Source organism: Streptomyces cyaneofuscatus, assembly GCF_033109485.1.
Taxonomy (GTDB): domain Bacteria; phylum Actinomycetota; class Actinomycetes; order Streptomycetales; family Streptomycetaceae; genus Streptomyces; species Streptomyces cyaneofuscatus.
Genome location: NZ_CP137002.1, coordinates 959675 through 974271, shown reverse-complemented (window position 1 = coordinate 974271; position 14597 = coordinate 959675). Strand labels below are relative to the sequence as shown.

The following is a 14597-nucleotide window of genomic DNA, read 5'->3' as shown; positions in this document are numbered from 1 at the left end:
CGTCAGCACGCCCCCACCAGCTCCGCCAGCGCCCCCGCCAGCGCGTCCAGCCCCGGGCCCGCAGGGCCGCCCGGCTCGGTCATGTAGGTGTCGCGGCGGATCTCGATCATCAGGGCCGTGACCCGGCGGTCCGTGCCGTAGTGCTTCAGCGGGACGTACGTACCGGCGAACGGGCTGTCCACGCCCGTCCCGCCGAAGCCGGCGAACGCCGTCTCCGCCAGGGCGCGCAGCTCCGGCGGGGTGTGGAACGGGTCGGTCCCCAGGCAGATCGGCGGGCGGGGGCCCGTGCCGTGGAGTTCGTACGGGAGTGGTGCCGTCGGGTACGAGTGGACGTCGACGATCACCGCACGGCCCGTGGCGGCGATGCGGGCGTCGACCGCCTCCGTCAGGGCCTGCGCGTACGGGTGGAAGTAGCTTGCCAGCAGCGGGTGTTGGTCGACGTCCGGGGCGCGCAGGCGTTCGCGGTGGGTGGTGTGCGTGTAGACCGCGCCCATGCCGACCGCGCGCATCTCCTCGCGGTCGTCGGGGAAGCGTTCGGGGTCGACGACGAGGCGGGAGAGGGCGTTGATGTGCCGCCAGGGCCGCACGGAGCAGAGCTCGGCGGCGCGGGTGGCCAGTTCGGCTGTGTGGGCGTCGGTGATGTGGTCGAGTTCCCGCTCCAGAGCACCGTCGTCCAGCAGGATTCCGTCGCGTACCTCCTCGGGGATCGTCCGGGATCCGTGCGGTACGTGCAGCAGTACCGGGGAGTCGGGGCTTCCGGGGAGGAGGTGGAACGACGGCTGGGCGGCGGTGCTCATGGAGCGGGTCCTTCACGGGTGGGGCGAGGAGGGCCCCGATTGTCCCACCCGGGGAAACCTGTGGCGTCAGTTGGCGGAGCCGATCACCGGGTAGTGGTCGGAGAGGTTGGTGTAGGTGTAGTTCTTGCCCCAGCTGGAGACCGTCCAGGGGGCGCTCTGCTCCTTGATCACATCGTTCTTCCAGCCCGACGGCTTCGCGTGGCCGGCGCGGTGCAGGACGTGGTCCAGGTCCTCGCGGGGGTCGTTCGGGTAGCGCTCGGCGGCGATCGAGTTGTCGCGGGTGTCGAAGGAGTACGTGTGGCCCGTCTTGGTGTCGGCCGCCGTCAGGTCCGCGTCCTTGAGGAAGGAGGCGTACTCGGCGGAGTGCCCGTCCACGTTGAAGTCGCCCGCCACGATGACCTGTTCGGCGGCCGGGATCTTCTTGGCGTCCAGGAAGGCGTCCATCGCCTTGAACTGGAGACTGCGCATCCGGGCGGCCTCGCCCGCCGAACAGCCGGGGTCGGTCGACTGGGCGTGGGTGCCGACGACATGGACACGGGTGCCGTTGACGTTCAACACCGTATAGGCGAAGCCCTTGTTGGACCACCAGTCGCCGCCGCAGGCGTCCTTGAAGACGTACTGCTCCTTGCGGATGATCGGCCACTTGCTCAGGATCGTGACGCCGCCGTCCTCCGGGGTCGTCGCCGAGTACGAGCCGCTCGTGGCGTCCCAGCCGCTCTTGCTCCGGCCGACCACCGGGGTCTGGTACGGGTACTGGGCGGCGGAGTTCCGCAGCAGGGCGTCGGAGGCCCCGTTGTCGAAGGCCTCCTGGATCACGACCACGTCGTTGCCCCGGAAGAACGAGGTCTTCGGGATCTCTGCCGCCCGGTGGTCCTGGCCCCAGTTGGGGTACAGGGTCTTGCTGAAGATGAACGCGTTGTACGAGAGCACCCGCAGCGACGGGGTGTCGGCGGTGGTCGCCGCCGCGGCCTGGGGCGTGTTCACGGCCAGCGGTACGGCGGCGAGCGCGGCGGAGAGGGCCACGCCGGAAAGGCGGCGGAACGTGGAGTGCGGCACGAGGTCTCCTGCTGAATGAGTGGGGGCGTACCGGGCGGCACCCATCAAAGCAGCGGGAGTTACCCACGGGTAGACATCGGATGCCCTGAGTCTGTCCGGGCGAATGCCATCAGGATTCAGCCAAAGATCACATCGGCACGACGCAGCGCCGGTCAGCCCAGCTCGGCGTAGACGATCAGGTTGTCCACGGGGTGCCCCTCCGCGTCGAACGCGCCGTCGCAGGTCACCAGCCGCAAGGTGCTGTTCTTGGTGGCGCCGTAGACCCGTTCGGTGGGGAACGCGTTCTTGCTGACGGTCTCCTTGCCCGTGACGGTGAAGCGCAGCGACTTGCCGTCGCCGCCCCGGACGCGTACCTCCGCGCCCTTGCGGATGTCCTTGAGGTCGTGGAAGACGGCCCGGCCGAAGCGGGTGTCGTTGTGGCCGATCAGGACGGCCGGCCCCGGACGGCCGGGTACGGCTCCGCCCGTGTACCAGCCGGCCGTCATGCCTTTCTCCGCGGGCGGGACCTCGACCGTGCCGTCCGCGTTGAGCCCCAGGCGCATGAGGGAGCTGCTGATCTTGAGGGAGGGGATGGTGACCTGGGTGGGGGCGGTCGAGTCGTCCGTGGAGGACGGTTGCCCGTGCGTGGTGGTGGGGGTCGGCGCCGAGGACGCCGGGGCGGAGGCCGCCGCCGGGGGTGCGGCGGCCGACGGTGCCGGGGGTGCGCAGGCCGTCAGGGCCGCGCAGGTGACCAGTGCGGTCAGCAGGGCGGCCGGGCGGGGGCTTCGGGAGAAGGTGCTGCGGGGGAAGGCGCGGACGTGCATGGGGGCTCCAGGGGGTGACCACCGGGCGTGGCGCCGCCCCGGTGCGGGACGGCGCCACGATCGGTCTCAGTGGTGAGGGGTGGTGCGAGGTCAGCCGTTGCGGCGGCGCAGCACGAGCGTGCCCGCACCCGCGAGCAGCGCGGCTCCGGCCACCGAGCCGGCGAGGGCCGTGGTGCTGTTGTCGCCGCCGGTGCCGGCCGGGCGCTCACCGGCCGCCACACCACCGCGCGGCGCGACCGCCGGGGCGGGCCTGGCCTCACGGGGTGCCGCGGGTGCCGGGCGGTCGCCCGCCGCGACGCCGCCACGGGGGGCGACCGAGGGGCGGGCCGCCGTCGGCGCGGCCTCGGCGGCCTTCGCGGCCTTCGCCCGCTCCGGCGACACCGCCGGAGCGCTCTCGGCGGGCGCCGACGGCCTCGGGGTCGCGTCGGCGAAGGCGGCGGTGGACGGGACCAGCACCGCGGCGGCGGCTGCGGCGGCGAGCACGGCGGTGCGCAGGGAGAGGCGAACGGTCGAAGCTGTCATACGGATGGCTCCATTCATACGTCGCCCCGTGGCGGGCCCGGGTGCCGTTGTGCACCGGGTACGGGGCAGGGAGCCAGGCTGACCGGAAGTTATGAGGAAGCTGTCAGGACGCTGTGGTCATCCCATCAGGGCCACGTGCCGGGAGCCGGAGCGTGAAGGCCGAGCCCAAGCCCTCCGTACTGGTCGCGCTCGCCGTTCCGCCGTGCGCCTCGGCCAGCTTCCGGACGATGGCGAGGCCGAGGCCGCTGCCTCCCGTACGGCGGCTGCGGGACTTCTCGCCACGCCAGAAGCGGTCGAAGACGTGACGGAGGTCCCCGGCCGGAATGCCGGTCCCGGTGTCCGCCACCTCGATCACCACCTCACCGGCCCCGTCCGACAGCCGCCCGGCCTCCTCCCCGTACGCCCGCAGCGTCACCCTCCCGCCCGCCGGCGTGTGCCGTACGGCGTTGGAGACCAGGTTCCCCACCGCCTGCCGCAGCCTGACCGGGTCCGCAGGCAGAATCGCCCCCGCCCCCGCCTCGACCGTCAGCGTGACCCCCGCCGTCTCCGCGCGCGCCTGGTGCGCGGCGGCGACCTGGCTCAACAGCTCCCCGACGCGCACCGGTTCGGGGTGCAGTCGCAGCACCCCCGCGTCGGCCGCGGCGAGGTCCTGGAGGTCGTCGATGATGTGCTGGAGCTGCACCGCCTCCTCCAGCAGCGAGGAGACGAACGCCGGATCCGGGTCGGCCAGGCCGTCCTGGGCCGCCTCCAGCCAGCCGCGGATGTTGCTCAGCGGGGTGCGCAGCTCATGGGCCACATCGCTGACCATGGCCTTGCGCTGCTCCTCCAGGCGCGCCCGGTGCGCGGACATGTCGTTGAAGGCGGCGGCCAGCCGGGCGATCTCGTCGTCCCCCGAGACGGGTACGGAGGCGTGCTCCTGGCCGTCCCGCATCCGCTGCGCGGCGCCGGTCAGCGCGTGCAGCGGGCGGACCAGCCGGGCGCCCGCGAGCACCGAGGCGCCCACGGTCAGCGCCAGGACCAGGGCCGCCGCACCGGCGATCTTCGCGGTGTTGGCGGGGGAGAGGTCGAAGCCGGGCACCGTGGCGCCGCCCTCGTCCCCGATGAACAGGAGCGCGGGGGAGGCCACGTACGAGCTGAGCTGTTCGCTGCGCGCCGTGCCCACGCACGAGGCGATGGCCCGGTCGTCCTCCCCGGTGAACTCCCGGGGCGGCTCGACCGCCGGGGCGGGGGCCGCCTCACGCGCGTCGCCCGGCAGCGGAGTGGGGCGAGCGGGCCCCGGCACGGGCACGGCGACCCCGCCGCCCCAGGAGAGGTCCTGGTTCAGCCGCACCTCGCCTCGGCCCTGGCGCTTCAGGCAGGCGTCGGCCAGGCCGTTGAGCGCGGTGAGGGCCTTCTTCTCCGTACGGGTCGGGCTGTCCAGGTCCGAGGGGTCGCACCGGGTGCCCGCCGCCCGTTCGGGGTCGTTGCCCACCATCTGCACCCGGGGCCGGCCGCTCGGCCCGACGACCACGTCCGCGGCGATCCCCACCCGGTTCAGGCACACCGCCTGCCGGTCCGCGGTCCGCCGCAGCGCCGACCGCTCGGCCGCCGGCAGCAGGAACGGCCCCACCGCCCGCGGGTCGATCCGGTCCGCGGCCGTGCCCTGCCCCTCGGTGGACCGGGCGGCCAGCACGGTGTCCACGGACAACGGGTCGACCACCGCCGACGCCTCCGGCGGCAGCGAGGGCACAGTCGCCGCGGTGGCGGAGTCGGCGAGCGGCTGTCTGCTCTGCGTGGTCAGCGCCACGCGCCGGCCCGACTGCTCGGCCAGCTCCCGTACGGTCGCGTCCACCCCGTCCCAGGTCGGGTGGCGGGCCGCGTAACCGAGCAGGGTGTCGTAGATCCGGGCGTCGGCGGCGAGGTTCTGGCCCTGCTCCTGTCTGATCGCGCCCGAGGTGGTCTGCACGGCGAGCCAGGCCGTGGCCGCCACCGAGCACGCGGCGACCAGCGCCGACACGCCGAGCAGCCGACCCAGCAGGCTCCGTCGCAACGGCACCCGGGAGGACCGGTCCCTACGCACGCCGTGCCGCCTTCGCCGGGTCGGTCAGCTTGTAGCCGACCCCGAAGACGGTGAGCAGACGCACCGGCCGCCGGGGAGCGGGCTCGATCTTCTTGCGCAGGTTCATGACGTGCACGTCGACCGTCCGGTCGCTGATGTACCGGTCGAAGCCGTGCAGCTCCTCCAGCAGCCGCTGACGGCTGAACACCCGGTCGGGACCGGCCGCCAGTGCGGCCAGGATCCGGAACTCGCCCCGGGTGCACTCCACCGGCTCGCCGTCCACCGTCACCTCGTGCCGCTCCGGATCGACCACGAGGCCGCCCACCCGCAGAACACGGTCCTCCACGGCCCCGCCCGGCCGCCCGGTGCGGCGCAGCAGCGTACGGACCCGGGCCATCAGCTCGCGCGGGCTGTACGGCTTGGTCATGTAGTCGTCCGCGCCGAGGTCGAGCCCGAGCAGCAGATCGTCCTCGGTGGTGCGGGCGGTCAGCATCAGCACCGGCAGCTCCCGCGCCTCGGCCCGCAGCACCCGCACCACGTCCAGGCCGTCCGCCCGGGGCATCATGACGTCGAGGACGAGCAGGTCGGGTTCCTGGTGCCGGACGGCGTCGAGCGCGGCCAGCCCGTCGCCCACGATCCGTACGGCGTGTCCTTCCCGTTCCAGATAGCGGCGTACGAGTTCGGCCTGCTTCTCGTCGTCCTCGGCAACTATGACGTCTGCGCACACGCCTCCGATCGTAGAGCGCGGCTACAGTGCGAGACCGGGGCGGGTTCCGGAACACGGAAGCCGGGAAGGGACCGGCTCGTTCATCTCGGTGAGGTGGCCGCACCGGGGGAAGGAGACGGGTTGAACGGCCTCGGTACGGGTGGCGGCGGGACGACGCACAACACGGTGTCGGGGGACGCGGTGGTCGTCCGGCCCCTCCTGATGGCGCAGCACATCGAGGGCATCCAGCTGCCGCCCGCCCCGCCCGACGCCCCGCCCAGTCAGGGGCCCCCGCCCAGCCGGGTGTTCGTCAACCGTACGAAGGAACTCACCGATCTGCGGGACGCCGCCCGGGCCCTGGCCGCCGAGCCGGAGCCGGGCGTCCTGATGGTGGTCGGCGTCGGCGGGGTCGGCAAGACGCAGCTCGTCGCCCAGTCCGTCCGGCGCGAACTCATGCAGCTCTTTCCGCAGGGGCAGCTCTACGTCGACCTGGAGGACCTGCGCCAGGACGGGGTGGTCGACCTCGCGGCGGTCCTCGGTGGGTTCCTGCGGGCCCTCGGGGTCAACAAGGACTACGTGCCCGGCGGACTCGCCGAGCGCACGGCCCTCTTCCGGAGCGTCACCGCGCGCAGCCGCCTCCTGGTGATGGTGGACAACGTCCAGCACGCCCCGGAGGCCAGGGCGCTCGTGCCGCCGCAGGGGCTGCTGGTGGTGACCGGCCGCAAGGTCCTGCCGTCGCTGCTGATGGACGGGGCCGTCCTGATCGACGTCGCCCCGCTGGACGAGGCGGCCGGGACCGAGCTCGTACGCCGCTGGTACGCCGACGCGGACGAGGAGACCGCCGCCGATGTCGTCCGGCTCTGCGCGGGGCACCCCCTGGCGCTGCGGGCCGCGGTGGAGTGGCTGGCGGCACGGCCGCACCTGACGCTGGAGGACGTGGTGCGCGATCTGACGGCCGGGCGGTACGGAACGGGCGACGACGGAGCACGTGAGGCGATGGGGGCGGCCATGGGCGCGAGCGAGGGACCCGCCGAGGGCGGCGTGGGTGAGGCGGTCGGGGCGGTGCTGGACTCGGTGGTGGCCGGGGTGTCCGAGGAGACCCGCCACCTCTACGGCCTCTTCGGGGTCCTGCCCGGCACGACGGCGACGGCGGACCTGCTGCGGGCCGCCGGTGCCACCCGGGTCGACGAGGGGCTCGGTGAGCTTCTTTCCTCCCGGCTCGCGGTGCTGGTGGAGTCCGCGGACCGGCCCCGGCGCTACCGGCTGCACGACGTGGTGCGGGCCCACGCCCGGCTGCGCGCACGGGCGTTGCCCGACGAGCGGCGCCGCGCCGTCCTGCGGCTCGTCGTGGAGTTCTACGCCGACGCGGCGGCCCACGCCGATGCTTCGGTGCTGGGTGACCGGTTCAGGATTCAGCCGCCGCCGCTCCGCCCGCTCGCCGAACTCGGCCTGAAAAAACCGCTGTTCACGGGGCGCGCGGAAGCGCTGGAGTGGCTGGACGCGGAACGCGTCAACCTCCAGGGCGCCATCCGTGCCGCCGCCGGCCAGGGGTGGCACCAGGAGGTGTGGCGGCTCTGCGAGTCGCTGTGGGCGCTCTACCACAGCCGTAAACACCTCGCCGACTGCGTGGAGTCGGGCCTCCTGGGCATCGAGGCGGCCCAGCACGAGGCGCGCCCCGACGTCGAGATCCGGATGCGGAACGAGGTGGCCCGGGCCGCCTACGAGCTGGGCGACCTGGACCGTGCGGAATCCCAACTCGACGCCGCGACAGGCCTTCTGGAGCTGGCGGACGACCCGCGGCTGAGCGGCGTCGTCTGGGAGAGCCGCGGACTGATCGCGCTGGCGCGCGGCCGGTCGGCGGGGTCGCCGCACGCGGTGGGTGAACGGGCCGAGGAGGCGAGGCAGTTGTTCGATCGGGCGCTGGCGGCCAACCGCGCCGTACCCGACCCGCACGGCGTCGTCGTCCAGAGCTACAACGTGGCCCAGGCGCTGCTGGCGGGGGAGCGGTGGAGCGACGCGCTCGGCGTGCTGGACGAGGCGGCCGAGGTCGCCCGGGCCACCGGCGACGAACCCATGCTGCTCCGGATCGACCTCGTACGGGCCCATGCCTTCGTCGGGCTCGGCTCCCTGGACCGTGCGGTCACCGCGACGGTGGCGGCGGCCGACCGGGCGGCCGTGCTCAAGCAGTTCGCCAAGCTGGACCAGGCGCTCGAACTGCTGGCCGCGCTCGCCGACCGGGCCGAGGACCGGTCTCTGAGGAGCGCCGTCGAGGAGAAGCTCGGCGCACTGCGGCGGACCATGGGACTGAGGCCACCGGCCGCACCCCCGGCCTGATCCTCTGCCTACCCTGTGGCCTGTCCCCTCACCTCTACCCGGAGCTCCGCGTTGTCCTCGGTGCCGTCGCTGCTCAGCCGTCCGTACGCCCGGTTCCGCCGTGGAGCCCGGCCCGGCCACGACCGGTGGAACACCTGGAACCCGCCGAAGGCGGAGGTGCTCGGGGTGGCGCGGACGCTCACCTCCGCCACCCGGCTGGTGGACGTCATGCACCTGCTGCGCACCGAGGACGGGATCGAGAAGTTCTTCACGGTCAACCCAGGGTCGGCGTTCGCGGACGGGCTGGACTCCTATCTCACCGGGCTCGGCGTCCAGGTGCTGAGCTGGAAGGAGGCCACCCGGCGCTCCTTCGACCTGGCGGTCAGCTGCTCGGTGCACCCCACGATGCGCCGGCTCGACGCCCCGCTGATGGTGCTGCCGCACGGCGCGGGGTACAACCGGCTCGTCACCGAGTCGACGGGCGACGCGCTGTCCCCGGCGGGGCTGTCCCGGCGGGAGCTGATGTGGCGCGGGAAGGTCGTCCCGCAGGCGATCGGCGTCTCGCACCAGGCCCAGATCGACCGGCTCGCCGAGACCTGCCCCGAGGCCGCCCCGTACGCCCTGGCCGTCGGCGACTGGTGTTTCCAGCGGATCATCGCGAGCATGCCGCACCGGGACCGCTACCGCTCGCGGCTCGGCGCGGTCGACGGGCGGCGGCTGGTGGTCGTCCACTCCACCTGGAGCCGGCACTCGCTGCTCGGCCGCCATCCGGAGCTGCCGCTGCGCCTGGTCACCTCGCTCCCGGCGGACGAGTTCGCCGTGGCGGCCGTCTTCCACCCCAACGTGTGGGCCCGGCACAGCCGCCCGGGGGTGCTGGAGCGGCTGGGCGCCGCGATGGACGCCGGGCTCATGATCATCCCGCCGCAGGAGGGGTGGCGTGCCGCCGTGGTGGCCAGCGACTGGGTGGTCGGCGACCACGGCAGTACGACGTTCTACTCGGCCGCCGCCGACCGCGTCACCCTGCTCGCCGCCACGGGCCTCGACGAGCTGGATCCGGCGTCGCCCGCAGCCGCGTTCGGGCAGGAGGCGCCACGGCTGGATCCCGACGGTGATGTGTACGCGCAGTTGCTCGCGGCGGCCCGCGGCCACGACCCGGCCGGGCTGCGGCCCGTCGTGGACCGCCAGCTCGCCTCGGTCGACACCTCCGGTGAGGTGACCCGGGCCAGGATGTACGCGTTCCTCGCCGGGCGCGGGGTCGGGGTGCCGGACGCGGCCCCGCGGCCGCTGCCCGTACCGGCTCCGGAGCCCGTACGCCGTACCTCCCCCACGGCGTACGACGTGACCGGGGCGCATGACCTCGGGGGCACCGTCGACCTCCGGCGCCGGCCCCTGGTGGCCGGGCACCACACCGAGGCCCTCGGCTTCTACGCCGTCACGACGGAGGAGAACCATCCCCACTGGCCCCACGCGGCCGAGGTGCTGGCCCGGACGGTCGCCGACGCCGAGGTGGCGGCCCTGGACTGGGCCGCCGACGCCGCCGTGCGGTACGAGAACCTCAACGTCCTCGTGGCGCGGCTGGACGGGAGCCGCTGCCTCGTCCGGCTGCGCGGCGGACGCCGGTTGGAGGCCCGCACGCAACGCTCCTGGGGTGAGCGGAGACCCCTCCTCGACCCGGTCCTGCTGGGATCGGCCGTCAACCTCTGGATGACCGACGCGGAACGGGTCAAGGACCTCACGGACGGACTGACCCTGCGCACGGGCCGGTGGGAGGTCCGGGTGGCGTTCGCCGAGCCGTCGGGCGGCCCCGGGGAGATGGCGTAGCGGCGCCGAACCGGACGCGGCGGGTCCGGTGTCGATCTTGTGATCAAACCTGCGCAGATGTCGTACGGGAGTGATCGACGCGTCGCGCGGAAGCGGGCTGGAGTAGGCAAAAAGGGCGCGATTCCGCCCCGTCGGTTCACGGAACCTCCTTATAGTGGTGCCGCGTTGATCGTATGGTCGCAACGCGCGAAGCCGTCGCCACTGGAGTCCGTACGATGACGAACCCCTCGTCCGCCACGCCCGCGCCCCCGGCCGGTGGAGGCGGTGGCTGCCCCATGGGCTCCGGCAACGGAGCCGTTCCGCTCAGCGGGCCCGGCTTCCACACCGAACCCCAGGCGCTCTACCGCTCGATGCGGCGCGACCACGGCCCCGTCGTCCCGGTCGAGCTCCCCGGCGGATTCCCCGCCTGGCTGGTGATCGGCTACCGGGAACTCCACCAGGTCACCAGCGACGGGGAGTTGTACCCCCGGGACGTCTCCCTGTGGAACCAGTGGGAGAACATCCCCGCGGACTGGCCGCTGCTCCCCATGGTGGGCACCCCCATGCCGTCCATCTACTTCACCGCCGGAGCCGAGCACCGGCGCCATGTGGAGATGGTCGTCCCCGCGCTCGAAGCGGCCGACCCGTTCGAGATCCGGCAGCACTGCGAGCAGCTGGCTGACCGGCTCATCGACGCCGTGTGCAGCCGGGGCACCGCCGACCTGGTGGCCGAGTTCGCCGAGCCGCTCCCCGTCCTCGTGCTCGCCCGGCTCGTCGGCTTCCCCGACGACGAGGGCGCCGACATCGCCCAGGTGCTCAAGGACCTCGCCGACGGCGGGCCCGGCGCCCAGAAGGCCCACCTGCGCTTCGGCGAGCACATGCACCGGCTCGTCGCGGCCAAGCGGGCGCACCCCGGGGACGACGTGACCTCACGGATGCTCGCCCATCCCGAACCGTTCACCGACGAGGAGTACGCGCTCGACCTCATGGCCATCACGGCCGCCGGGCACCTGACCACCGCCGACTGGATCGGCAACTCCACCCGGCTGATGCTCACCGAGGACCAGTTCGCCGACGCCCTCTCCGGCGGCCGGCACAGCGTCGCCGAAGCCATGAACGAGGTGCTCTGGGAGGACGGCCCGACCCAGATCCTGGCCGGCCGGTGGGCCTCGCGCGACGCCCGGCTCGGCGGGCAGAACATCGCCCGCGGCGACATGCTGCTCCTCGGCCTCGGCGCCGCCAACGCCGATCCGCACATCCGGCAGCAGGTCACGGACCAGGTGGTCCGCTCCGGGCAGGGCGGGAACAGCTCCCACCTGGCGTTCAGCCACGGCGAGTACCGCTGCCCCTTCCCCGCGCAGGAGATCGCCGAGATCATCGCCCGTACCGGCATCGAGGTGCTGCTGGACCGGCTGCCCGACCTCGAACTGGCCGTACCGGCGACGGAGCTGGTGCGCAGGCCGTCCGCCTTCCTGCGCGGGATGACCGCGCTGCCCGTCCGCTTCACCCCCGTACGCACGACAGGAGACGCGTTGTGAAATGCCCGCACACCGGAGCAGCGGAAACCGGCCCGAGCGCCGGGACCGTCACCATCGACCCCATGGTCCAGGACCTGGACGGTGAGACCGCGCGGCTGCGCGACGCCGGTGTGCTCGCCCGGATCGAGCTGCTCGGGGTCCCCGCCTGGACGGTCACCCGGCACGCCGAGGCGCGCCAACTCCTCGTCGACCCGCGGCTGGTGAAGGACATCAACGCCTGGGGGCTCTGGCGCAGCGGGGTGGTCACGCACGCGTGGCCGCTGATCGCCATGATCGACGCCGGGCGCTCGATGTTCACCGTGGACGGGGCCGAGCACCGGCGGCTGCGCACCAAGACCTCGCAGGCGCTCACCCCCCGGCGGCTCGAAGCGATCCGCCCGGCCATCGAGAAGTTCACCGACGAGCTGCTGGACAACCTCGACGCGGCGCGGGGCGAGGACGGGGTCGTCGACCTGAAGGCCGTCTTCGCCCAGCCGCTCCCGATGCGGGTGGTCGGCATGCTGATGGGCGTCGACGAGTCCCAGCACGCGATGCTGACCCGGCAGTACAAGGCGTTCTTCTCCATGCTCACTCCGCAGGACGAACGCCTCGCCCTGCTCGCGGAGTTGGACGTCTTCTACACCGACCTCGTACGGGAGAAGACCGCGCACCCGACGGACGACCTCACCAGCGCGCTGATCCTGGCCGAGGAGGGTGGCGAGCCGCTCACCGAGGAGGAGGTGGTGGGCAACCTGAAGGCGATGGTCGCCGCCGGGCACGAGACGACGATCGGCCTCATCCTCAACGCCGTACGCGCACTGCTCTCCCACCCGGACCAGTTGGCGAAGGTGCTGTCCGGCGAGGCCGGCTGGGACGCGGTGATCGAGGAGACGCTGCGCTGGGACACCCCCACCACCCACCTCCTGATGCGGTTCGCCACCGAGGACATCACGGTGGGCGACACCGTGGTCAAGGAGGGGGAGGGGGTCGTCATCTCCTACCGCGCCATCGGCCGCGACACCGGGCAGCACGGCGAGGACGCCGACGCCTTCGACATCACCCGCGCCACCCGCAACCGCCACATGACCTTCGGCCACGGTCCGCACATCTGCCCCGGCGCCGCCCTCTCCCGCGTGGAGGCGGCCGTCGCCCTGCCCGCGCTCTTCGCCCGCTTCCCCGGACTGCGGCTGGCCGTCCCGGACACGGAGATCACCAAGCTCCCGGTGATGACGCAGAACGACATGGCGGCCTTCCCGGTGCTGCTGGGCTGAGGCCGCGCCTGTACGCGCTCCCGCCAGTGACCCGCCCCACACCCGACACCACCCCGACCAGCGCCTTTGAGTGAGCTGCGTCACGCAGAGTGAAATTCTTGGCATACATTCCGGCGGACGGGGGAGGGGCCCGGACCGCTGGTGTGGCCGTACCCCGGTCCACCGCGCAGGACGCCCTCGGCCGAACCGGCGGGGGCATTTCGGGTACGGAAGGCGAAACACGACATGTCGGCGCTCAGCACCATCCACATCGACGGCAGCTGGCGGGCCGCCGGATCAGGCGCGACGCGCGAGATCCTCGACCCCGCCGACGCCACCGTCCTGGCCGTCGTCGCCGAAGGCGGCGTCGAGGACACCGATGCGGCGATCGCGGCGGCGCGGCGCGCCTTCGACGACGGCCCCTGGCCGCACAAGCCCGTCGCCGAGCGGGCCGGGCTGCTGCGCCGGGTCGCCGACCTCCTCCAGCGGGACCGCGAGGAGATCGCGATCACCGAGAGCCGCGACACCGGCAAGACCCTGGAGGAGGGCCGGGTCGACGTCGACGACGTGACCAACGCCTTCCGCTACTTCGCCGACCTCGTGATGAACGAGAGCGGCGGCCGGGTCGTCGACGCGGGCGACCCCGACGTCCACAGCATCGTCGTGCACGAGCCCGTCGGCGTCTGCGCCCTGATCGCCCCCTGGAACTACCCCCTCCTCCAGGCCAGCTGGAAGATCGCCCCGGCCCTCGCCGCAGGCAACACCTTCGTGCTCAAGCCCAGCGAGGTCACCCCGCTCTCCACCGTCCACCTGATCAAGCTCCTCGCCGAGGCCGGCCTGCCCGACGGCACCGCCAACCTCGTGACCGGTGCGGGCGACCCGGTCGGCGCCCGGCTCTCCGAGCACCCGGACGTGGACCTGGTCTCCTTCACCGGCGGCCTCGCCAGCGGTACGAAGGTGGCGCAGGCAGCCGCCCCCACCGTGAAGAAGGTGGCTCTGGAGCTCGGCGGCAAGAACCCCAACGTGGTCTTCGCCGACGCCTGCGCCACCGAGGACGGCTTCGACACCGCCGTCGACCAGGCCCTGAACGCCGCGTTCTTCCACAGCGGCCAGGTCTGCTCCGCCGGCGCCCGCCTGATCATCCAGGACAGCATCAGCGAGCGGTTCGTCACCGAGCTGGCCCGCCGCGCCGACGCCATCCGCCTCGGCCGGGGCACCCTCGACGGCGTCGAGTGCGGCCCCCTCGTCTCCGCCCAGCAGCTCGCCAAGGTCGAGGCGTACGTCGCCTCCGCCCGCGAGGAGGGCGCGATCGTCCGGGCCGGCGGCGAACGGCCCAAGCCCAGCGACGTACGCCCCGAAGGCGGCTACTTCTACCGGCCGACCGTCCTCGACGGCTGCCACCGGGAGATGAAGGTGGTCCGCGAGGAGACCTTCGGCCCGATCCTCACCGTCGAGACCTTCCGTACCGAGGAAGAAGCCATCACGCTGGCCAACGACACCGACTACGGCCTCGCCGGCGCCGTCTGGACCACGGACGCGGGCCGGGCCCGCCGGGTCGCCGGACGGCTGCGCCACGGCACCGTCTGGATCAACGACTACCACCCCTACCTCCCGCAGGCCGAGTGGGGCGGCTTCGGCAAGTCCGGTACGGGGCGCGAGCTCGGCCCGACGGGGCTCGCCGAGTACCGCGAGTCCAAGCACATCTACCAGAACCTCAACCCGCGCCCCCAGCGCTGGTTCGCCGGCTGACACCTGCGGGGGCCGGGACGCATCTCCGTAACCGCCCGGCCCCGCC

The 14597-nt window shown here is 73.1% G+C and carries 11 protein-coding genes; 5 read left to right on the top strand and 6 right to left on the bottom strand.

Going from position 1 to position 14597, the window contains the following annotated elements:
* Positions 1 to 2: 2 nt before the first annotated feature.
* From R2B67_RS03990 to R2B67_RS03965, 6 genes are all read right to left on the bottom strand, one after another.
* Positions 3 to 797, bottom strand: coding sequence for an N-formylglutamate amidohydrolase (locus R2B67_RS03990; RefSeq protein ID WP_317816466.1), 795 nt, complete (start codon positions 795 to 797; stop codon positions 3 to 5).
* 66 nt (positions 798 to 863) lie between these two features.
* On the bottom strand, positions 864 to 1853 hold the full coding sequence (gene sph / locus R2B67_RS03985; protein ID WP_018513388.1) for a sphingomyelin phosphodiesterase: 990 nt from the start codon (positions 1851 to 1853) through the stop codon (positions 864 to 866).
* Positions 1854 to 2005: 152 nt separating this feature from the next.
* Positions 2006 to 2656 (bottom strand): class F sortase, encoded by a 651-nt coding sequence (locus R2B67_RS03980; RefSeq protein ID WP_317816465.1) that lies wholly within the window; start codon positions 2654 to 2656, stop codon positions 2006 to 2008.
* A 90-nt stretch (positions 2657 to 2746) separates the two neighbouring features.
* Positions 2747 to 3178: a hypothetical protein gene (locus R2B67_RS03975; RefSeq protein ID WP_317816464.1), complete on the bottom strand. Its 432-nt coding sequence runs from the start codon at positions 3176 to 3178 to the stop codon at positions 2747 to 2749.
* Positions 3179 to 3281: 103 nt separating this feature from the next.
* Complete coding sequence (locus R2B67_RS03970) at positions 3282 to 5237, bottom strand: sensor histidine kinase (protein ID WP_317816463.1); 1956 nt, start codon at positions 5235 to 5237, stop codon at positions 3282 to 3284.
* Entirely contained in the window at positions 5230 to 5943 is a 714-nt protein-coding gene (locus R2B67_RS03965; protein ID WP_317816462.1) for a response regulator transcription factor, read from the bottom strand. The genes R2B67_RS03970 and R2B67_RS03965 overlap by 8 nt, the downstream gene beginning before the upstream one ends.
* Before the next feature lie 120 nt (positions 5944 to 6063).
* Here R2B67_RS03965 and R2B67_RS03960 point away from each other — a divergent pair, with 120 nt between their 5' ends.
* From R2B67_RS03960 to R2B67_RS03940, 5 genes are all read left to right on the top strand, one after another.
* Positions 6064 to 8256 carry a regulator gene (locus tag R2B67_RS03960; RefSeq protein WP_317816461.1) on the top strand — a complete coding sequence of 731 codons (2193 nt, stop codon included), beginning with the start codon at positions 6064 to 6066 and terminating at the stop codon, positions 8254 to 8256.
* Positions 8257 to 8307: 51 nt separating this feature from the next.
* On the top strand, positions 8308 to 10056 hold the full coding sequence (locus tag R2B67_RS03955) for a hypothetical protein (RefSeq protein WP_317816460.1): 1749 nt from the start codon (positions 8308 to 8310) through the stop codon (positions 10054 to 10056).
* A gap of 215 nt (positions 10057 to 10271) precedes the next feature.
* The gene (locus R2B67_RS03950) at positions 10272 to 11573 is read left to right on the top strand and encodes a cytochrome P450 (protein WP_317816459.1); all 1302 of its coding nucleotides are present in this window, start codon (positions 10272 to 10274) and stop codon (positions 11571 to 11573) included.
* Entirely contained in the window at positions 11570 to 12823 is a 1254-nt protein-coding gene (locus R2B67_RS03945) for a cytochrome P450 family protein (protein WP_381074457.1), read from the top strand. Before R2B67_RS03950 ends, R2B67_RS03945 begins: the two co-directional genes overlap by 4 nt.
* Before the next feature lie 225 nt (positions 12824 to 13048).
* Positions 13049 to 14551 (top strand): aldehyde dehydrogenase family protein, encoded by a 1503-nt coding sequence (locus R2B67_RS03940; protein WP_317816457.1) that lies wholly within the window; start codon positions 13049 to 13051, stop codon positions 14549 to 14551.
* Positions 14552 to 14597 lie beyond the last annotated feature (46 nt).